The 21810-nt window shown below is 50.5% G+C and carries 15 protein-coding genes; 5 read left to right on the forward strand and 10 right to left on the reverse strand.

Annotation, left to right across the window (positions count from 1 at the left end; translation table 11 throughout):
- Positions 1–64: 64 nt before the first annotated feature.
- The 6 genes from IYN85_RS13690 to IYN85_RS13715 all read right to left on the reverse strand — a co-directional run bounded on the left by IYN85_RS13690 (position 65) and on the right by IYN85_RS13715 (position 6142).
- Positions 65–1324 (reverse strand): RNA polymerase sigma factor, encoded by a 1260-nt coding sequence (locus IYN85_RS13690; protein WP_196159468.1) that lies wholly within the window; start codon positions 1322–1324, stop codon positions 65–67.
- Between the two features lie 3 nt (positions 1325–1327).
- Positions 1328–1681 carry a YciI family protein gene (locus IYN85_RS13695; RefSeq protein WP_196159469.1) on the reverse strand — a complete coding sequence of 118 codons (354 nt, stop codon included), beginning with the start codon at positions 1679–1681 and terminating at the stop codon, positions 1328–1330.
- A 259-nt stretch (positions 1682–1940) separates the two neighbouring features.
- Positions 1941–2453 carry a hypothetical protein gene (locus IYN85_RS13700; RefSeq protein WP_196159470.1) on the reverse strand — a complete coding sequence of 171 codons (513 nt, stop codon included), beginning with the start codon at positions 2451–2453 and terminating at the stop codon, positions 1941–1943.
- Positions 2454–2494: 41 nt separating this feature from the next.
- The gene (locus IYN85_RS13705) at positions 2495–3118 is read right to left on the reverse strand and encodes a hypothetical protein (protein ID WP_196159471.1); all 624 of its coding nucleotides are present in this window, start codon (positions 3116–3118) and stop codon (positions 2495–2497) included.
- Positions 3119–3203: 85 nt separating this feature from the next.
- A complete protein-coding gene (gene fusA / locus IYN85_RS13710; RefSeq protein ID WP_196159472.1) occupies positions 3204–5234 on the reverse strand; it encodes an elongation factor G in 2031 nt (676 codons plus the stop codon).
- Positions 5235–5686: 452 nt separating this feature from the next.
- The gene (locus tag IYN85_RS13715) at positions 5687–6142 is read right to left on the reverse strand and encodes an SRPBCC family protein (RefSeq protein ID WP_196159473.1); all 456 of its coding nucleotides are present in this window, start codon (positions 6140–6142) and stop codon (positions 5687–5689) included.
- 67 nt (positions 6143–6209) lie between these two features.
- On the opposite strand from IYN85_RS13715, the gene IYN85_RS13720 reads away from it, so the two are divergent.
- A complete protein-coding gene (locus IYN85_RS13720) occupies positions 6210–6779 on the forward strand; it encodes a pyridoxamine 5'-phosphate oxidase family protein (protein ID WP_196159474.1) in 570 nt (189 codons plus the stop codon).
- Positions 6776–7096 (forward strand): antibiotic biosynthesis monooxygenase, encoded by a 321-nt coding sequence (locus IYN85_RS13725; RefSeq protein WP_196159475.1) that lies wholly within the window; start codon positions 6776–6778, stop codon positions 7094–7096. The genes IYN85_RS13720 and IYN85_RS13725 overlap by 4 nt, the downstream gene beginning before the upstream one ends.
- Positions 7097–7202: 106 nt before the next feature.
- Here the strand turns inward: IYN85_RS13725 and IYN85_RS13730 are convergent, their stop codons facing one another.
- Complete coding sequence (locus IYN85_RS13730) at positions 7203–8390, reverse strand: diguanylate cyclase (RefSeq protein ID WP_196159476.1); 1188 nt, start codon at positions 8388–8390, stop codon at positions 7203–7205.
- Between the two features lie 106 nt (positions 8391–8496).
- Here IYN85_RS13730 and IYN85_RS13735 point away from each other — a divergent pair, with 106 nt between their 5' ends.
- The gene (locus IYN85_RS13735) at positions 8497–9156 is read left to right on the forward strand and encodes an ABC transporter substrate-binding protein (RefSeq protein ID WP_196159477.1); all 660 of its coding nucleotides are present in this window, start codon (positions 8497–8499) and stop codon (positions 9154–9156) included.
- 59 nt (positions 9157–9215) lie between these two features.
- Here the strand turns inward: IYN85_RS13735 and IYN85_RS13740 are convergent, their stop codons facing one another.
- Positions 9216–13088, reverse strand: coding sequence for an alpha-amylase family glycosyl hydrolase (locus IYN85_RS13740; protein WP_196159478.1), 3873 nt, complete (start codon positions 13086–13088; stop codon positions 9216–9218).
- Between the two features lie 592 nt (positions 13089–13680).
- On the opposite strand from IYN85_RS13740, the gene IYN85_RS13745 reads away from it, so the two are divergent.
- Together IYN85_RS13745 and pulA are read left to right on the forward strand one after the other, a co-directional pair.
- A complete protein-coding gene (locus IYN85_RS13745) occupies positions 13681–16731 on the forward strand; it encodes an alpha-amylase family glycosyl hydrolase (RefSeq protein ID WP_196159479.1) in 3051 nt (1016 codons plus the stop codon).
- A gap of 86 nt (positions 16732–16817) precedes the next feature.
- On the forward strand, positions 16818–21116 hold the full coding sequence (gene pulA / locus IYN85_RS13750; protein ID WP_196159480.1) for a pullulanase-type alpha-1,6-glucosidase: 4299 nt from the start codon (positions 16818–16820) through the stop codon (positions 21114–21116).
- Positions 21117–21185: 69 nt separating this feature from the next.
- Here pulA and IYN85_RS13755 read toward each other — a convergent pair whose 3' ends face one another.
- Both IYN85_RS13755 and IYN85_RS13760 read right to left on the reverse strand, forming a co-directional pair.
- Positions 21186–21515: a DUF4180 domain-containing protein gene (locus IYN85_RS13755; protein ID WP_196159481.1), complete on the reverse strand. Its 330-nt coding sequence runs from the start codon at positions 21513–21515 to the stop codon at positions 21186–21188.
- A 78-nt stretch (positions 21516–21593) separates the two neighbouring features.
- Positions 21594–21794 carry a hypothetical protein gene (locus IYN85_RS13760; protein WP_196159482.1) on the reverse strand — a complete coding sequence of 67 codons (201 nt, stop codon included), beginning with the start codon at positions 21792–21794 and terminating at the stop codon, positions 21594–21596.
- Between the last annotated feature and the right edge of the window lie 16 nt (positions 21795–21810).

Consider the following 21810-nt stretch of genomic DNA (forward strand, 5'->3'; position numbering starts at 1 on the left):
GTCCCCATAATTAAATAAACAATAAAGCTTATTTAATTAAACTCATAGCAGGAAGCTATAACACTTATTCAGGACCCTGTTCATCGCCCGACAGCTGGCAAATTAGCGCCTTAAAATAAGCGCTGACAGCGGCGTTGTCAGACAACCGGACAACGTGCTCGAACGCACCTATGGCTTGCGCGTGTTGCCCAAGTTCGCGGTGCAATGCACCAATGGCGGCATAAAATGGCAGGTAATCTGTTAAGGATGGGCGCAAGGTTTCAATGAAACGCTGGCCGTGCTGAGCACCAAACTCTTTGGCTAAAGCGATACCGTAATTGAGCCGGATCACAGGCGTATCCTGGTGGCGCAACAGAGTTTGATACAACAACCGGATCTGAGTCCAGTCCGTTTCTTCGTAGCTGGCGGCTTGATTGTGCAGCACGGAAATAGCAGCTTGAATCTGATAAGGGCCAACGCGCCCCATTCTAAGCGCTTTTTCGACCAAAACCTGTGATTCAATAATGGCCTGCCGATCCCATCGGGTGCGGTCTTGGTGGGCCAGCAAAATCAGCTCGCCTTCCGCGGAGCTTCGCGCTTGCGCCCGGGCTTGCTGCGAAATCATCAGAGCCAACAAACCCAACAGTTCGGCATACACGATACCGGTCTTATGACGTATCAGGGTATGTAGCCAGCGCGTCAGCCGAATGGCTTCCCGACACAGGTCTGCACGTTGCACCTGAAGACCCGCTGTCGCGCTGTAGCCTTCGTTGTAGAGCAGATAAAGCACATGCAGAACCACGGGCAACCGCTCGTTCAGTTCTTGCGTGGATGGTAAATCGAAAGACAGTTGCAGCGCGGTGATTTTCTGCTTGGCGCGCGTCAGGCGTTGCTCCATGGACTTCTCAGATACAAGAAGCGCACTGGCGATCTCTGCGGTGGTAAAACTCATTACGTGTTTCAAGGTCAGAGCCAGCTGCGTTTCCGGCGCTAACGCGGGGTGACAACACCCCAACATAAGCCGTAACACATCATCACCGATGGAATCCCCGAGGACATCTTCACTGAGTTCCTTACTGCGCAACCGTTCCGGAAGGTCCGTTTCGTCTTGTTCGAAGGGTTCTTGTTTACGATCCCGCCGGAATTGATCTATGGCGCGGTGTTTTGCGGCGGTAATGAGCCAAGCCACCGGGTTTGTTGGCATATTCCCCGGCCAGTTCAGCAAGGCCCGTTCTACCGCATCTTGCAGAACATCTTCGGCCAGCGCCCAATCTTGCAGGCTGGCCTGCAAGATCGAAAATGCTTGTGGGTATGCCAATTGTATTTGGCGATGTACATCCGACATCGGTTACTGATCGAACACCATAACCGGACGAACTTCGACGGTACCTGTCTTCGCAGCGGGCATTTTGCTGGCGAAGTGGATGGCGTCTTCCACGTCTTTGCACTCAAACAAATAATAACCACCCAACTGCTCTTTGGTTTCTGCGAATGGACCATCGGTGGCGACCACCTTACCGTCGCTAATGCGCACTGAAGTCGCGGTGTTGGTTGGCAATAAGGCATCACCGCCAACAAAGACACCCGCATCTTTCAATAGTTGGGTGTAATCCATCCATTCCTGAAAGTTTTTGGCTTTCCATTCGTCAGATTTGGCGGCCATTTCGGTTTCGTTGTCGTAAATTAAGGCTAAAAATTGCATGATCTCTCTCCTGGTGAATTTGCATGATCCGGCGACTGAATTGTCACTGGTTATCCCAATGACGAACCAGCAACACGATTTCCGACATCCTTTTGATTTATTTTTTTAACTTTTTTAGACTTTTTAACGTCATCGACAATTCGTCCTAATTAAACGCACGTTAAACGCCATAAACGAACCTGACCTCACAGCTCAAGGTGACTCACCAGGTAGGGCTCGTTGAGCAATGGGCCTCATTCTCCGATCAATAAACCATTCACTAGATACCGTCACTGAATACTTTTATTAGGTAATCGATATCGGCCTGGTCTTTCCGGCGTATTTCGCTTGTGGTGTATTTAAAGGCGAGCGTCACCAACGGGTTGACGAGGAGAATACTCCCTCTTTGAATAACAAAGTCCTGCTTCGCCCAACTCACCGACGGGTTGCGCCGAAACAACACCCGATCTCCCTGAACGGGATAGCTCAGCACCTCAAACCGATGAGCAACGCTGTCACTGATCCAGGCATTATGAACGCCTGTCGAAATAGCCTGTCCCACAAACGGGACGAGTTGCTGTTGTTCACACAATGACACCGCCAAACCCTGAGCAGACAGCCATAACAGGAGCGGCTGAAAATCGTCTGCGAATACACCAACGTCGATGTCACCATGATCACGCCAGGTTGCGTTGAGAAACATCGATATTGACTGCCCCCCAGCCAAAAACCAGCCCTCAAAACCGGCCAGAGCCCGCTGCAGGGTAGGAAAATCATACGGTTTCCATTCCATCCATCTTTCCTTTTCCAGAGCGTCCATCTATGCCGCAACATTCAGCGCAAGTCTAATACATAACCTTGGGGCGTTTCGACAAAACCCATCTTTTTCAAATATGCAATATGACCGGGCTTTTGGGATTTTGAAATGAGGGTGTTAATCGCCTCTGCACGCAATTGCGTGGAGTGCCGGTCAAAGAGAAAACGCGCGGTTTTAAAATCCCGGGCTTCCGGGATAACATAGTCCACCAGCACTTCAATCGTTGCCGGTTCATGCGGGTTGCGCCGATAGACAAACAGGCCCACGGGCTTCATGTTACGGAAGATAAGCAGAGCTATAGCGTCGTCCAATTGATCGACCTGAGCGTTGGGGAAAAACGTGAGAATGTCTTCTCCGTAGCGGGTCATCAGCAGATCAAACAAAGGGGTGTGAACCGAGCTGAGCCGGACCATATCAAAGTCGTCCTGAAACCGGTATATCCGCACCAGATAGTAGATATCGACCAGAACGATCCAACCATTGAGCAGAAACACAGGAATGGCTCCGATTAGAAAGCCATAGGTGCTGAAGACGAACGCACCGATCAGATTAATCCAGCGCAGGCGCTTGATATTCGACATCATCAATGAAATGGCGACCAGCACCGACCCTACATAACCAAACGCGTCTAATAAAGTCACACCCAACTCCCACGGTTTTTTTAGGAGTTTAGACGGGTTTCAGCGGGTCCGCGCGCTGACGCGAACCCGTCTGCTAAGGACCGCCTCAGGCCAGCTCTTTAACCTCATAGCCTTTGCACAACTCAATTTGCGTTTGTTGCGGCACTGGGTCGAAGTGAGACAATTCCAACGTGAAACTGCCTTCGCCGCTGGCCAGGGATTTCAGCCGATGTGAGTAATCACTCATTTCCGACAGCGGTGCTTTGCAGCGCAGTAAGGTCTTGTTTTTTCCTTCGATACGGGTATCCGTAATAACCCCCCGATGCGTGGCCATGTCGCCAGACACATCACCCATACAGTCACTGGGTATGGCAATCTGCACATCAACGACCGGTTCCAGAATAATGGGGTGCGCGTCTTTCACTGCGGCCAGGAATGCCTTGCGACCGGCGTTGACGAAGGCAATTTCTTTTGAGTCGACCGCATGGTGCTTACCGTCGTAGACCTCGACTTCAATATCCTGCATCTTGAAACCAGCAATGGCGCCTTCTTCCATGATTTGCCGGATACCTTTTTCGATAGCGGGAATAAATGAGCCGGGAATCACACCTCCGACAACCTTATCAACAAAGCGGAAGCCTTCCCCCCGCTTTAACGGTCGCACACGCAGATAGACTTCACCAAACTGTCCGGCACCACCGGTTTGTTTCTTATGACGATGATGCCCTTCAGCGGGCTTGGTAATGGTTTCTCGATAATCGATGGACGGAGCCGAGGTCTCAACTGTTAATTTAAACTGCTCTTCCATTCGGTCGATGGCGACCTGCAGATGCAACTCACCCACACCGGTCAGCAGGGTTTCATTCAAACTGGCGCGATGCGTCACCATTAAACTGGGATCTTCCGCAACGATCTTCTTTAACGTCTCGGACAATTTCTGCTCATCGCCGCGGCGCGTTGGGTGAATGGCCATACTGAACATCGGTGGCGGCAACTCCAGTGATTTCAGATGGAAGTAGTCTTCATCGTGTGAGTCGTGCAGAACGGCATCGAATGCCAGATCATCCTGCTTGGCAATCGCACACAAGTCACCAGCCACAGCGCGCTGAATTTCAATGCGTTCCTTACCCTGCAACTGAAACAGGTGAGCCACTTTAAAGGGTTTCTTCGCATCGCCAATGTACAGCTGACTGTCGGGCGTAATGCAGCCCTGATGGACACGTAACATGGCCAAACGCCCCATGAACGGGTCTATCTCAACTTTAAACACATGCGCAATAACATGATCATCGAGCGATGGTTTTAACGTGACCGGTTCGTCGTGGTTATAAAACAACGGTGGGTTACCTTCCAGCGGCGTCGGCATCAGTTCAGTGATCACTTTTAACAACAGATCCACACCGGCACCAGTTTTCGCGGAAACAAAACACAATGGAATCAGATGATCACTACGCAGCGCTTGTTCAAAGGGCTCATGTAATTGTTCTGGGTTCAGAGCTTGACCCTGTTCCAAATACATTTCCATCAGTGCCTCATCCACTTCGACAACCTGGTCTACCAAGGCGTCGTGGGCTTCCTGCACAGAACTGAACAGCGTCGACGCATCGTAGGCAGGTTCGAAATAACAATCGATCACCTCGGTGCCGGTTTCATCCGGTAAATTAATCGGCAGAACTTCGGTACCGAACTCATCCTGCAACTCGGTCAGCAATTCTGACAAAAACAGATCGTCCGCGTCGATTTTATTCACCACAATCAGTCGGCATTTTTTCCGATCGCCCGCGACGTTATACATCCGTTCGGTCACGATTCCGGCACCATCGCTGGCATCAACCACCAGTGCGACGGTCTCCACAGAGGGCAAAATGCTGATTGAACGTCCGATGAAGTCGGGCATTCCCGGTGTATCGAGCACGTTCACCTGATGATCGTTGTGACTAAAAAATACCGCGGTAGGATTGAGCGAATGCTGGCGGTCTTTCGATTGAGTATCGTAATCACAGAGGGTGGTTCCTTTTTCGATTTCCCCCATCTGCGGAATGGAATTGGTGGTAAACAGTAGGCGTTCTATAAGAGTGGTTTTTCCGGCGCCTGCTTGCCCAGCAAAGGCTATGTTGCGAATGTTTTCGACAGACATAGTGTGGTCTCCTGATGTGTTTTTATTGTTTGTATTGGCAATGCAAAGATGTGCGGCGGGGGGATTCATTAAGGCCAGTTGTGTTTCCGGATTCCGCCTCGGCCGTAATGCGTGTGACATAGGCTGTCTACACGGGCAGAGGTCGGATTTTGGCGCAGGATAGACGCCATAGGCATGCGTCCTTTTGCAATACGGTAAAATCAGTTTGGACCCATTTTCAGAATTTTCCTTTGATACGTGTCAGTTTTCGTGGAAAACCTCTGAACAGGGCTCTATATGACTCAATTTCGTTCTAAAACTCCATTTTTTAAGTGGATTCGGTAATTTAATAACACCTCGTCTTTCTTACTCAGCACGGGGGATTTCGAATCTTCCTCAATTAAGACGCTGAAAGCAATGTCGAGGCAGAATAGGAGGACAGTATTATGATCTTGGCAAATAATCAAACACCCTCATTGCTCGCAGAATGTTTTCAGGCGTTGCAGTAACCCCGCTTCAGATTTCCGCATAAAACTGACCATTAACTTGCTAAGCAGTTTCATCACCAAATTTTTCGGCTCCACCCGCGCTTCGAGCGTTACTCGACACGTGGTATCGGACGTTGGGTCGAAAAAAAACCGATAGTAACTCTTCATGCTCTTCATATCGGCACCGGCACAATGAATAAAGGGAGGCTGACCTTGCGCGGGGGAATGACTCTCGAACACCTCCAGTGTCATGGTATGCACCCGCTTGCCTTCGCGACGAGTCTCTTTCCATTGACTGCCGACGGTAATCTCACCCTGATACAGCTTTTCGATACCTTCAACCTGGGGGATCCACTGCGCGCAGGCATCCAGGTCGGTCGCTTTGGCATAGCAATGTGCCGCACTGGCATCGATTTCAATAGACTCGTTCCAACCGATCATACTACCCTCCCAATTTTGGTAATTTTCTGTAACTATAGAGCAGTTTTTTCAACAGGGATACGAAGACATGGCGGCTTTCTTTTCGGAATTATCGGATAAACATCAGCACTTTATCGCCCAACAACATCTGTTCTTCGTCGCAACGGCCGCTGAACGTGGCGAAGTAAACCTTTCGCCGAAGGGCATGGACAGCCTCAAAGTTCTCTCACCAAACCAATTGCTTTGGCTGAATCTGACCGGCAGTGGCAACGAAACCGCAGCGCACTTAAAACGCTTAAACCGCATGACGTTAATGTGGTGCAGCTTCGACGAAACGCCGCTTATTTTGCGTGTATACGCCCAAGCACGCACCGTTCACAACACCGACCCGCGTTGGAAAACTCTGATCAGTCACTTTCCCGTAACCCAGGGTGCGCGTCAGATTTTTGAGCTGCACATCCATAAAGTGCAATCGAGTTGTGGGTTTGCGGTTCCGTTTTATGAGTACCAAGGTGAGCGCATAATGTTGACCGAGCACTGGCAAAAGAAAGGTGACGACGCTCTACCTGAATACTGGGCAGCAAAAAACAATCAATCGATAGACGGGTTTGATACCGGCATACAACAAGCAACCCGACCATTAGAGGAAGAAACATGAGCATAGCAAAAACCCCAACACCGCCCTATTACGCCGTGATATTTACCAATGAACTGTCGGATCAGGTCGACGGTTACGGCGAAATGGCCGACCGTATGGTTGAATTGGCCCAACAACAACCGGGGTATCTGGGTCACGAGAGTGTTCGCGATGGTCTGGGCATAACCATTTCCTATTGGCAAGATGAAGCCGCCATTGCCGCGTGGAAACAACACGCAGAGCATCAACTCGCGCGGCAGACTGGTCGAGAAAAATGGTATCAAACTTTCAAAACACGAGTAGCTAAGGTTGAGCGAGACTATGGTTTCAATCGTTGAGCATTGTTGAGTGTTTTGAAAAAACTCACCATTCTTTTCAGTGTTTGCTTCGTTTTGCGCGTTGCTAGCAAACGCGCAGAGATCGACAGATCTCTTAAAGCAGCCCTTAAGCATCAACACCGTATTGCAACAGAGTGACCTGATTGCGGCCAGACTCCTTGCTTTCGTAACAGGCCATGTCGGCCACCCGCATAAGTCGTGAAAAACTGACCTGCGTATGTGTGTTGTAGCTGACACCAATACTGGTACTCAGACCACCGTATTGCTCGGGAAATTTAAGGTTAGCCACGTCTTCACAGATTCGATTCGCGATCGCCATGACATCCGTTTCATCGTGAATAAACAGGATGACACAAAATTCATCACCACCTAACCGAGCAGCGATATCATCGGAACGGATGGCGTGCTTTATGATACCGGCCACCTTGATCAACGCGTCATCACCCGCCTGATGCCCTAGTGTATCGTTTAGGGGTTTAAAGTTATCCAGGTCTACAAACATCATGGCGATTGCTTTTTTGGACCGAGGGGCGCGCAACTCAAACTGATGTTCCAGTTCTTCACGGTTAAACAATCCGACCAATGGGTCGTGTGTTGCTCTGTAACTCATCTCAAACGTCATATTAAAATTATCGCGTATCGATGTTGCTGACTGTCGCGCCGAACGATCCATCACAAAGGTAAAGATGGTAATCAGAAAGGCGACCACACGATAGGTTGGATCACCCGTTAAATATAAGACAACGGCCGAAGGGATAATGATGGCTAACATGAACAGCCGGAATGTATATCGATCGACAGCGTGGGTACCAACGGCAGCGGCAGGCATGCCGACCACAATAAACATAGTTAACACCTGCAATGGCGTTGAGGCACCTTTAAAAAACAACACCGTCATAAAGCCGTAAACCAGTCCTGATAGTAAGGCAAGAATCCGGTAGCTGACCAGCCACTGATGAATAGACAAGCCATTGTCTGGCTGCACATACCGGTAATAATGGAATAAACGAACACCGCCCAGCAACAAGGCGGATGCTAGCCAGATATCAGCACCGACGGATACTTTCAGTTGCGACCAGTTTATCCACGAAAAAATCAGCACCACTATCAGACTGGGGATGATCGACGACAGCGCGTTTTGCATTAAGAATCTCAGGACGTTTTCCTGTACCCACTGCTCTTTTCCGATCGAATTGGCGTCAACGCGTGCCTTCAAATACCCAGCCTCAAACAGAGTTAAAAAGACCAGTTTAGCGCAAAAGCCAACTCTTGCATCCGCTAAAACAGCGTTCAAATGCTGGTTATGTTCACACTACATTCGTTTCCAACCGGTTACGCGCTCAGTATTGCTAACGAAATAACCGACTATACTCGGCTCTATCCAACAGGAAACCAACAAGATGAAAGTAACTTTGTTTGCTGTCTTCATAGGGTTGCAATGCGCAACACTCTCAGCAAAAACGATTGAACTGGGTACCAGTACAACCGTAGAAACCTATTTTCCGGGTATATCTTCAGCGGTTGTGGAAGCGTTTAAAATGGCGGGCCATCAAGTCAATAAACTGTTGCTTCCAGGCGAACGAGCCATTGTGATGTTTAAAACGTCCGAGTTGGATGCCGAAATCATGCGTCTGGCAACCTTTGATGAAATCGTCAGCGATGCGATCCCCGTGAACGTTGTACTGACCAACCTTGAACTGGTGGCGATGGTCCGCAAACGGTCCGGTTTTGAAACGATCGATGACTTAATCGGTAAGCGCATGGCGGCAGAGCGAGGAACCAGGGTGCAGATGATGGTAGCCGAAAAAATGAACGCAACCTTGGTGCAACAACAATCGATTGAAGCGACGTTTAAAATGATGAGCGCTGAGCGGGTTGATTTTGTTGCAGTCACCCGCGATATCGGCCAGCAACTTATCGACCAAGGGTATGATGTGCGCTTAATCGACAAACCTCTGTTGACCATTCCTTTCTACGTGTGGCTCACAAAAGAGAATGCCGATCTGCTTCCCGACATTGAAAAAAATCTGAACATATTGAAAGCGGAAGGTCGGTTTTGAATGTGTCGATGTAATAAAAAACCCAGCACCAGGCTGGGTTTTTTAAAGTGTTTACGGGTTTATGGATGCGCGCAGGTGTCACTCCAGGCATCGGCTGCCAAGTCGTAACATCCGTCGCCTTCGCGATACAGGTCCGCGGTCTGGTTTGCGCCATCGTTAAAAATAACGTTTGCGGCGAAAACGCCATCCGGGAAGGCGTAGCTGTACCAATTACTGCCCAGATCCGTCATTGCGTTGCCGGGCCAAGCTGGGCTGGGCGCAGTGGCATTGAAGAAGTAGGTGTTCAGTTCCGTGCCCCAGTCCGCTGGTTTTTCAAAATAAACGGTCATCGACACGGTGCAGTCGTCACTCCAGGTTGCGGTGTCGAACTCATAGCAACCGTCACCCTCGCGATAGAGGTCTCCAGTCTGTGCGCCTGAACCGTTATTGAAAATCACATTGGACGCTGTTACACCTTCTGGAAATTCAAACGTCCACCAATTGCCATAGAGTGGTGTTGCCGCCACACCCGGCCAGTCGACAGTGGCGGGCACGGGCGCCGTGTTCCAGTAATACACATTGACGTTTGCCCAATCAGCTGGCGCTTCGAAACGAACAGACAAGGTATCAACCGGTTCTGAATCGCCGAGATACGGAGGACAGCTGTCCTGCCAGGTTGCGTCTACATAGCAGCCATTCTTATCGCGATACAGATTCGCCGTCTGGTTAGCGCCGTCGTTGAAAATTACGTTGGCCGTGTTGGAACCTTCGTTGAAGGTAAAGCCAAACCAGCCATCACCTAAGTCGGCCATAGCGATGCCTGGCCAAGTTGGCGTTTCCGTCGTAGCCGCTTCCCAGAAATAGATATTGATCGCGTCACCCCAGTTGTCTGGCTTCTTGAAAACCACTTGCAGCGCTGGCTCGTCGGGGCTGACGTAATCGGAAGACACGGTCAGTGTCTCGTCGTACAGATAGGTGAAGGTGTAGTTGGCATCGTACTGAGCGTTCAGCGCGATGTTCGCGCCACTGGTGACGACCGTTTCTGCGACATCCAGATCCGCCTGTCCATCGGCAATAACACGCTCCCAACTCCAGTCGTTGTTCGCGAGTTTGAATTGATAGTCCCCTGCGGTTAGCGCTACCGTCGTTTCAAAGGTATTGTTGCCGATATAAGTCAACGGCGTGTCATTGGACCACCCATTTAAGGAACCTTTGACGAAGAGCGTTTCACCGACCGGTCCCACTTCTTTGTTGATGAAATGCAGGATAACCGGATTCCCCTCAAGCTCTGTGGAGACCAAATAGAAGTTATACAGCGCGCGTTCATCAAAATGATTGGTCAAGTTGCCTGGGTTGGAACCACGCACCAAACCGTACTCAGAAACACGGCCACCGATGTTGACGGAAGACCAGGTACTGTCGGCAAACTTGAATTCAACGTCGCCTTTGTCGACGACAAGCTGCGCTTTATAGGTTTGATTTCCGACATAGGTCATGGCATCGGTACCCCAGCCATTCAGCCCGCCTCGCACGTTCAGATCATCTCCCAACGGTGCGGGCGCGCCAGCGTCCAAGGGCAATTCCGTCGCCAGGAATCCGGTGTCGTTGTCTTCTTTGGCCACATCACCCGCGTTGTTCACGTACACGTAGGCTTGCAAATTGCCTTCTGCATTTTCTTCAGACAACGCCACAATATTGGAACGGGTAATCTGCACAGGTTTGTCTATGGCAAACTCATCACCATTTTGGTTCACAAACACCAACAGCTGGCTGTCGTCGTCTTCATCCCAGTTGAAGGTAAAGGTACCGTTGTCGAGTGCGATCGGTCCTTGCAAGCCACCATTGTGATCGGCGACATAAAGACTATCGCGCAGGTTACCGTTTTCGTAATCGACAGTGACCGTTTCCGGAACGCGGGAGTCGATGATCATCGACAATTGCGAAGTGGTGGTTTTGCCTTGGCCATTGTCTAACGTAGCGCGAACAATGACATCGGTACCATCCGCCAGATCACCGGTTTGCCAGAACAGGCGATATGGCGCCGTCCGGTCGGTAGCCAGAGTGGTATAACTCAAACCACCGTCCGTCGAGGCTTCGAAAGTCGCGGTGTAGGTTGGTAAGACGGACAGTGATTCTTCAAGCTCCAAGCTTAAATCCACACGACCCGCCACCGCAGCACCATCGGGTACGCCGGTCAGCATAAAGTTCGATTTCGGTGATTTACGCACGGGGCTCGCCGCTTGGTAGATCACAAAATCTAACGCAGCGATATCCAAGGTGATGTCACCCTCGGCATCCGCTTTAATTTTGTCCGCACCAACCACAGGCTTATACAGGTTTGCCGTCGCGGGCAGAGTCAAACTGCGGTTGCTGGTATCAGCATTAAACACCACCAGGTATTCACGGTTGTCTTCGTCCACTCGTGAGAAAGCGTACAGGCCGCCATCTTCACTGTAGCGATTGACTTGTACACCGTAACGCAGGGTTCGGTGCGCTTTATAGACATCCGCATAGTCGGCGATAGCCTGATACAGCGGATGCTCCGGATCAAAATTGGACACCGCGGTAGTCGCGTTAGTACCAATCAGATCGTTGTCGTTATAAATGTCAACCATCGAAGGAAACATGTCTTCACGTGCGTCCTGATCGCCACCGTCACCGGTGAAACCCTGCTCATCCCCGTAATAAATGACGGGAATACCGCGGGCAAAAAACATAAAGGCGTTAAACAGTTTCGCGCGGGCGAGTTTTTCATCATCACTGGCCAGCGGGTTGCCATTATTAATGAACATACCAATGCGACCCATGTCGTGATTGCCGCCGAAGTTCATGAGCAGGGAAGCATCGCTGTCGGCATCGCTGTAAACATCATCTTGTGCAAACAGATTGCTCAGCGCATGGGTACCGCCATTGTTCGCAAACACAGAACTTGCCGCACCCTGAATCCCAAAGTCTAAAACGGAAGGCAGTTTGCCCACGGTGGTAAATTGACTCAGATATTGCGGGTTACCGTCGTAGACTTCGCCGAACATAAAGAAATTTGGAATGCCTTCTGACTTAGCGTGCTCCAAAATCGCTGGCGAAAACTGCTGCCAGAATTCGATGTTGACGTGTTTGACGGTATCAATACGAAAGCCATCGGGCTTGAATTCCGAGACAATGTTTTTGAAAATGTCGATCATCCCTTCCACCACAGCCGGTTGTGTGGTGTCCAGATCGTCCAGACCACTGAAGTCGCCATAAATCGCATTTTCGCCTGAGAACGTGCTGTCACCCTGATTATTGTAATACTGCGGATCATTCAACCATTCGGGCACTTTAGAGTTTTCCATACCTGCAGGAACAAACGGGGTGAGTCCGTTACCGTTGGCCTTTTCTTCCAGCGATACATAGCTGCAAGGTTTGCCGTTACTGATGCCGTCCGCGTCATGGCATTCTTCGTACTTGATCACGTCCGCGGTATGGTTGGTGATGATGTCAAAGTACACCTTCATATTGCGCTCGTGCGCGGCGTCAATCAGTGACTGCAAGTCGTCGTTGGAGCCCAGGTGCGGATCAATCTGCGTGAAATCGAGCGTCCAGTAACCGTGGTAAGCCGAACTGAAGTCTTCCGGGCTGCCTTGAACAGCCTGGTTTTTCAAAATAGGGGTCATCCAAATTGCGGTGATACCGAGGTCTTTCAGGTAATCCAACCGGCTCTCCAAGCCAACCATGTCACCGCCGTGGTACATCCCTTTCGAGAAAAGGTCGAATCCGTGAATGTATTTGTCACCGCTCAAGCCACCCAGGTCATTGCTGAGGTCGCCGTTTTCGAACCGATCGGGCATGACAAAATAGAAAACATCGTCGCGAACATCGCGATCGAGATAGGGAACTTCCGGTAAGCAACCGGTTATCGTGAATGCCGACGCGGCCAAAACCGCTGCCGTCAGCCTGTTTGCCTTCAACTTCATTGCTCTTACTCCGCCAGTGTATTGTTGTTGTGCGAAGCCAAATCCTTTAACGAGACTGCGTTCCTTCGCTAAAAGGAGGCTAAATCCAGCGCTTAGTATATGGTGTTAAAGAAGTGGGTAAGGGTTGAAGCGCCAAACCCTGAAGATGGAAAAAGTGGACCCGTTGATTTTCATACCATTCATAAAACTTATAGTACGTAAAAATGAGCTGAAGCCGGATGCCTGCTGCGGTAGCCAAAGGCCTACATTTAGCGCATTACAGTGTTAAAAATCTCTCGAACAATGTTATTTTTTTTGTCGCACGACCTTCGCAGACGTGACGCGATCCGACTTAAATTGACCAGTATTTTCGCGCCTATCATCATTGCAATTTATACTGCATTGAAAGAAAAACGGTCGCTTTGAATTTTTTTTAAAAAATTTTTCCGCTGAGGTGTACGGATAAAAAAATCCCCACCCCCGGGAAAAATTTTGGCTTATCCAACCCTATTTTTTTTCTATCCGTTCTTACCCTCTCTTGCTTCATACACTACGCGCAAGAAGTACGGCTGAATAAGTGCCGTTAAATCCAACAACAAAAAAAGAAGTCATCATGAGCCAGAAACGTTTTGTAGTCAGCGCGCTCACGGCCGCTGTTTTGCTTGCCACCGGATGCAACTCATCCAAACCTTCCGACACCGATAACAACAGTGCTCCAGAAATACAGTTCAGTTCATCCACTCTGAATTTAAACGCGCTGGAAACGACACTCGTCACCTTTAGTGCGATAGACGCCGACAACGACTCGCTGGATATCCGCGTCGAAGATAATCCCGGTTGGATTTATCTGGGCAACAACAAACTCGAAATGAGTCCAGCCAACCCGGACGCGGGCAGTCATACCATTGTGATAACCGCGGATGATGGAAAAGCGAAAACCGAAAAATCCATCACAATTAATGTTGCGCAGAACAATCCATTACCGGAACTGAGTGACTATAAAGCCCGTGCGCTGGAAGATGAAGTTTTTTACTTTGTCATGACCGACCGGTTCGCCGACGGTGACCCGATGAACAACGAAGGCGATATCAGCGACCCGTTGGCTTTCGGTGGTTTCGATAAAACACGTGACGGTTATTACCACGGTGGTGACCTGCAGGGTTTAACCGCAAAGCTGTCTTATATAGAAGATCTGGGCATCAGTTCAATCTGGCTCACACCAATTCTGAAAAATAAGGCCCTGCAAGGAGATTCGGCGGGTTATCACGGTTATTGGACATTGGACTTCACCTCGATCGACCCACACCTGGGTGGTGATGAAGGATTGCGTGAATTTATTGCCGCGGCACACGCGCGGAACATTAAGGTATTCTTTGACATCATCGTCAATCACAGTGCCGATGTCATCAAGTACGAAGAGTGCCACAACCCGGATGGTTCATTGCTGACCGGCGTTGAGAAGTGCGACTACAAATCACTGGCACAGGTCGCCAGCGGCGACGACTACACGCCTTTCATTCCGGTCGGTGAAGAAACAGCAAAAACTCCTGCCTGGCTGAATGACACTCAGTATTATCACAACCAGGGTGAGTCGACCTGGGCAGGCGAAAACTCCCTGTATGGGGACTTCGTTGGCCTAGACGATATCGACACGGACAATCCCGTTGTGGTTGATAACTTCATAGACGTATTCAAAGATATCGTCCGGGACTTCCGCCCTGATGGATTCCGCGTCGATACCGTGAAGCACGTTAATACGGAGTTTTGGCAAGAATTTACGCCCGCTGTGCTGGCTTACGCTCGTGCAGAGGATGACGATAGCTTAGGTACCAACGGCGCTGGCATTCCACATTTCACCATGTTCGGCGAAGTCTATTCGTCCGATCCTGGCACGTTAAGTTACTTTACCACCGAAGCCAAAATTCCGTCTGTGCTGGACTTTGGTTTCCAGGCATCCATGACCAGCGCCATCAACAATAACGGTGTTGTGGCCAGTGATGCCACACATCCGCTTACCGATCTGTTTACCAAAGACGACCTCTATTCGGATGCCGACAGCGATGCGTCGACTTTGATTAACTTTGTCGGCAACCACGATATGGGCCGATTCGCGTCGTTCCTTGGCGACACTCTGGATTGGGAAGATAAATCGTTGGCTAAGGTCGATCTTGCGCACGCAGCGATGTATTTCAGCCGAGGCATTCCGGTGATTTATTATGGAGCAGAACAGGGCTTTATTGGAACGGGTGGTGACAAGGCATCAAGACAGGACATGATGCCATCCGAAGTCGAGTACTACAACGCGACCGACATTCTGGGCAGTGACAAAACGTCGGCCGACAATAATTTCGATACCGATCATCCGCTGTACTTGAAATGGCGCGAATACGCTCGCGTGTTGCGCGAGCACGACACATTACGCCACGGTATTCAGCACATTCGTAAGACCGATACATCCAACGGCTATGCGTTGGCACGTTTCAATCCAGAAACACAGGAAGAATACCTGGTGGTGTTCAACTTCAATCCGGATCGACGCAAAACCATTGTGGTACCTGCTCTGGGCAATACCTATTCCGCTGTCTATGGAATCGACACAGATATCACCAAAGATGTCGACGACAAGCTGAACATTCCGGTTCCAGCCAGCAGCTTGGTCATTCTTAAGACCACCGGCATCGCCGATATGCCCGCACCGGTGATCAACACGATTACCGGACCTGAAGATGGTAGTTACGTTTCTGGGAATCTGGAATTTATTGCCGAACTGACGGACGCGGACAGTCGAGATATCCCGACTTACACCGTCACCCTGCAATACTCGATGGATAACGGAACAAACTGGTCGGTCGCCGCTGTTGATCACGATTACCCTTATCAACTCTATTTCAATACCGCCGATATCGACGATGGCACGGACATTCAGGTTCGGATAGTCGCTGAAAACCTCGCAATGGATGCCGCAACGTCAGCGGTCACCACCTTAACGGTCGACAGTCGATCACCAATGGTCACCTTGGATTATGAAGGAGCAACCGCCGGTAAAAAAGTCGCGATCACCTTCGACAACGGTTCAACGCAAACGCTTGCCGCCGACAGCACCGTCTCGTTCTCATGGACAGAAAAAAGCAATGCTCTAGTGACCTTCTTTACAACGTCTGGCGGTTTCAGTGCGGATCAACCGGTATGGATCACTCGTGATCAAGTGATGGCCAATGCCAGCGCCAATGTTGGCACCGGGGAATTGGAATCCACCCTGTTTATCAACACCGCAGGCTCCGTCGCCGGTACTGACAATGACACCGGTAATCCGGTGGTCAAATTTGATCAATCCGCTGCGGCGCCATTTACGCCAGTCCTAAATGTGCGCGGTTCACTGAACAGTTGGGGGGTCACACCGATGACCTATGCCGACGGTACCTATTCCGCCACGGTGACGCTGCCGGTTGGCGATATTGAATATAAATTCGCGGATGCGGCCTGGGCCAGCGTGAACATTGGTGGCCCGGTGTCGGAGTCTGGTCTGGTTCGCAGCAGCAACCCTGCCAACCTCAATCAAACCATTAGCAGCGCCGGTAACTACGACCTGTATCTGTTGGTCGGCGATATCGATGCGAATGGATCAGCAAGTGAGTACGTGCACATTATTGATCCGGCGGAATAACAACAAACCTTGCGGCACCGGGAGCATTCCCGGCGCCGCGAATTTCCATCCCACTCAACACTTATAAAAACAAAACAGGAAATGACATGAGTAAAACCAGTACGCTGTTTAAGTACTCGGCATTGGCACTGGTCATCGGCCTTTCGGCCTGTGACAAGTCTAATCCGGGCAACGACGATCCATTAACCTGCATCGCACCGCAAATTCTGAATGAGGCGGGTGACGCCTGTATTGACGACGCCAACGCGCTGGTTGTTCCAGCAGCCAACCAAGCGGTCGTTTATTACAAACGCCAAGACGGCGACTACGACGGCTGGGGTCTTCATCTTTGGGGTGATGACATGGCGGAAGAAGGCATCACTTGGGGCACGCCTTTGCTGCCCGACGGAGTTCACCCGTTGTACGGTGCGTATTTCCTCGTTGATCTGACCGATGAAAACTGGACCGGCTTTAACTTCATCGTACACAACGGTGACGCGAAAGACATCGGTGGTGGAGACCTGGTATACGATCGGGTTGAATTCGGTGATGACGTGTTTTCATTCCAGGGTGTCGCCGAACTCTTTGCCGACCCGATTGAAGAAATTCCTGTCATGCTGTCCGGCGCATCTGCACACTTCATTGATGTGCTGGATGCGGACGGAGCCAGTATTATGTTCCCGGCACGGGTAGAGTCCAACGCATTCAAACTCTGGCACTCGCCCACCGCCAGCCTGGTTTTCGATGCAGAAACGAAAACCGTATCCGGTGGCACCGCGATCGATATGGCATTAGAGCCAATGTCTGAAACCCAGCAAGATGCGATGCCTCATCTGAAGGGCCTGACAGGATTCTGGGTAGATACCACGGCCAGCGAAGCAAAGTCTTTGTTAAAAGAGCAACTCTGGGTTGTTGAGTCGAACGCGGACGGTGAAGCGGTTCAATTAACCCGTGTACAAACACCGAATGTATTGGACGCCTTGTATGCAACGGCAGCGCAAGATGCCCAACTCGGTGCCTATGACAACAGCGGTGTAACTCACTTCGCGCTGTGGGCACCTACTGCACAAAGTGTTTCCGTTCAGGTGTTCAATGCACCGACCGATTTAACACCAAGCGAAACCATTACGTTGACCGAAGACGCAACGACAGGGATTTGGGGCGCTGACGCATCGTCGGACTTAACCGGTAAGTACTATATCTACGACATCAGTGTTTTCCATCACGCCACTGACGCAATTGAAAGCTACACCGTTAGTGACCCATACAGTTTGAGCCTGTCGACCAACTCACTGTTCTCTCAGGTTGTTGATCTCGACGACGTATCCTTGCAACCGGCTGGCGGCTGGACCGTTAACAAAGCGTTTGCGGATGTCACCAACCCCGAAGATATTTCTGTCTACGAAACCCACGTGCGGGATATTACGTTGTGGGATGGCGCGGGCACTGAAGCGCTGAACGGTAAGTTTAAAGCGTTCACTGAGTCATCGCGCGAGTCGATGCAACATCTGCAGGCACTGCGCAATGCCGGTATGACGGCCGTCCAGATTCTGCCAGCATTCGACATTGCCACCATCGATGAAGATGAAAGCATGCGCGTCGACATCACTGACACCATGGCCGACTACTGTGCCATCAGTACAGACGCAGCGGCCAAAGCGGCAGACCTCAGCCTGTCATGTGATGCAACCGTGATTGAAACGGCTCTGGGTACTCTGGACGTTACGACCGGGGATGCTCAGGACTTCTACAGCCACCTGCGCGGTGTTGACAGCTTCAACTGGGGTTATGACCCATTCCATTACACTGTTCCGGAAGGCTCTTACGCCACAGATCCGGAAGGTACAACCCGTATTGTTGAATTCCGTGAAATGGTCGAAGCACTGCATGACATGGATTACATGGTGGTAATGGACGTGGTGTATAACCACACCAACGCCAGTGGTCTGCACGAGAAATCCGTACTCGATAAAGTCGTTCCCGGTTACTACCACCGTCGCGATATTGCATCGGGCGCCGTGACCAAAGATTCCTGTTGTGATGATACCGCGACCGAACATGACATGATGTCAAAACTGATGGCCGACTCACTGGTTGTTTGGGCTCGCGATTACCAGGTAGACGCATTCCGCTTTGACCTGATGGGTCTGCAAACCAAAGCAGCGATGGAAAATGCGCTGGCGAAAGTGAAAGCGGTGAATCCGGATGTCTACTTCTACGGCGAAGGTTGGGACTATGGTGCGGCCGGCAGCAATGGCCGTGGTGAAAACGCATCGCAATCCAATATCGCAGGTTCTGAAATCGGTACCTTTACCGACCGACTGCGCGACGGCGTACGGGGTGGTGGTCCATTCGATAATATGGACGGTGACGAACAGTCACTGCGTCGCAATCAGGGTCTGTCAAACAGTGCCGTTGCAAATGAGCTCAACCTGGTCACCTCTGTCGACCCTGACGCAGGTACTGCTGACGATAATGCCAAAACACCGGATCAAGAATTAGCGGAAAATATCCTGAAAAATGCTGACCTGGTTCGTTTAGGTCTGGCAGGCAACCTGAAAACCTTTGGCTTCAAAGGCTACGAGGACACATCCGTAACCGGAGCGACGGTCCTGTATGGCGACAGCGCAGCGGGCTATGCCGATGATCCGCAGCAAATCATCAACTACGTATCCAAGCACGACAATCAAACCTTATGGGACATCATTGCGTATAAAGCAGCGGATACGGTCACCAGTACAGAGCGCGCTCGTATGCAAGCGCTGGCAGTTGCCACCAGTACTTTTGCACAAGGTGTACCGTTCTTTCATATGGGTGTTGACCTGTTGCGCTCCAAGTCGATGGAAAGAGACTCCTATGATTCCGGCGACTGGTTCAACAAAGTCGACTTTGCAGCCAACGCGGATTCAAACTGGAATGTCGGATTACCACGTGAAGACAAAGATGGCAGCAACTGGGATATCATTGGCACGATCATCGCGGACGCCGATTCCGACCCAAGCACGACGGATGTCCAATGGATGCGTGATCAGTTCCAGGAAATGTTGACTATTCGCGCCGACAGCCCTCTGTTCCGTTTAACCACTGCTGACGAAATCAAAGGCCGTATTGCGTTCCATAATACAGGTGCGGATCAAACCGCCGGTGTGATTGCGATGTCCATCGACGATGGTGTGAACGCGCCAAGCGATCTGGACACAAATTACGACGCGATCGTGGTGATTTTCAACTACACCAATACTTCACAAGACGTTGTGGTTGACGGTGCCGCTGGCTTCACCCAGCACAGCGCCCAAACAGAAACCACTGGGGTAGCTTTTGATGCGGGCACGTCAACCTTTACGGTTCCTGCCTTAACGACAGCGGTATTCGTTGCCGATCAGGGCGGCGCACAGGGAGCCGGTATTCCCGCTGGTGATGTGGCGCCGTTTGGAGACACAACACTTTTTGCGGTTGGCTCACTTTCGGGTTGGTCACACGTCTATGATGGCTATTATGCCGGTGAAGGCGTTTATAAGTTTGCTGTCCATATAGATGCTGCCGGCGACTATGCCTTCCGATTCACGGATGCCAGTTGGGGGAACAGTACGAATGCCGACAGCTTCACCAACGGTGTGGATTCGGCTTTTGTGTTAACGGCAGCTGGAGATGGCGATAACAACTTTGCACTGACCGTGGCTGAGGGTGAACAAGGTGATTATGAGTTTACTCTAGACCTCAGCGACTCCGTACCAGAAGTAACGATTGCTGCAAAAGACTACGCACTAGCAAACGACATCTATGTTCGAGGTTCAATTACCGATGCTGGATGGGCAGCTGTTTCCACTGGACTCTTCACCTACGACAACGCAGGTGAATATTTCGTATGGATCAACGCTGCTACTGGAAACTATGCATTCAAAATAGCGGATGACGCCTGGACGGCTGGCACTAACTTTGGTTCGGGCAGTGTTACCGATGTTGTTTTGGGTACAGCATTACCATTGGATGGATCTGGTGACATTAACATTGCTATACCCAGCGATGGTTACTACAAGTTTAAAGTTGATACGATGAAGAGTTTGTTGAACCCTGAATTGACGGTCTCCGCCGATGTCGCACCACAAGGGGATCTGTATATCAGAGGATCGATGAACGGCTTCGGAACAACCGATCAAATGACTTACGATGGTCTCGGCATCTACAGTCTGACGCTGACACTGGATGCGACCACCAGCTATCAGTTTAAAGTAGCCCACTCCGACTGGGGACAAGCGAACTGGGGCTTTGGTACCGATACGACGGGAACCGAATTCGCACTGACGAACAACGGCGGCAATTTCGAATTTACGACGACAACCGCTGGCGATTATGTATTTACATTTAACGCCAACGATACCATTGTCACAGTCACTACTGCGCCTTAAGTCAGCATCATAGTAAGGACAACAAGCCCTCCTCGGAGGGCTTTTTTGTTTCCGTAGTGAATAAAAAAATTACACGTTCAGAAACTCAATGGCCTCGCCGCGATTGCATTCGCGAATAAAATCACGCAACGCCCGACTGTTGATTTCCCGCCACTCACCTTCAATGGTCAGCTTAACGCGGTAATTGGCAAATTTCTGCAATATGTCCCCGGCTAACCGGGTACTCAGATCAAAAAATTCATCGGCAAAATGGCATTGCCGGGCAATAATATGCTGCGCACCGAGGTAACTGGCGTTACCCAGTAAATCCAGACTGTCATTGACCGTCCAGATCACCACATCGTCTGCCACCAAAGTGACGGACTGAGGTTTGGTTTGCGGATTCAAGACTAGTTTCACGGTCACTCCTCATTAACGGTTAACTCACATCCTTGTGAGCGATAATCGTCCCTGTTACGAACACGGTGGAGGCTTCTCTTATGGGGCCCGCGTAACAGCGCCGAATACAATGTATTCCTGAGTACGGGGTGCACGTTCATGCACACGTCGCTCACTGTTCACGTTGTCCAGCCCCAAGTCGCGGCGCAGGTGTTCATTGGCTCCGATCAGGCGAATGCTTTTCGCCGCACGGCGTGGAAATAATGCACGTACACGAGCAAAGGTATTTGCTAAGTTCATAACGTAACTCCAATAA

This window comes from Reinekea sp. G2M2-21, assembly GCF_015687175.1.
Classification (GTDB): Bacteria; Pseudomonadota; Gammaproteobacteria; order Pseudomonadales; family Natronospirillaceae; genus Reinekea.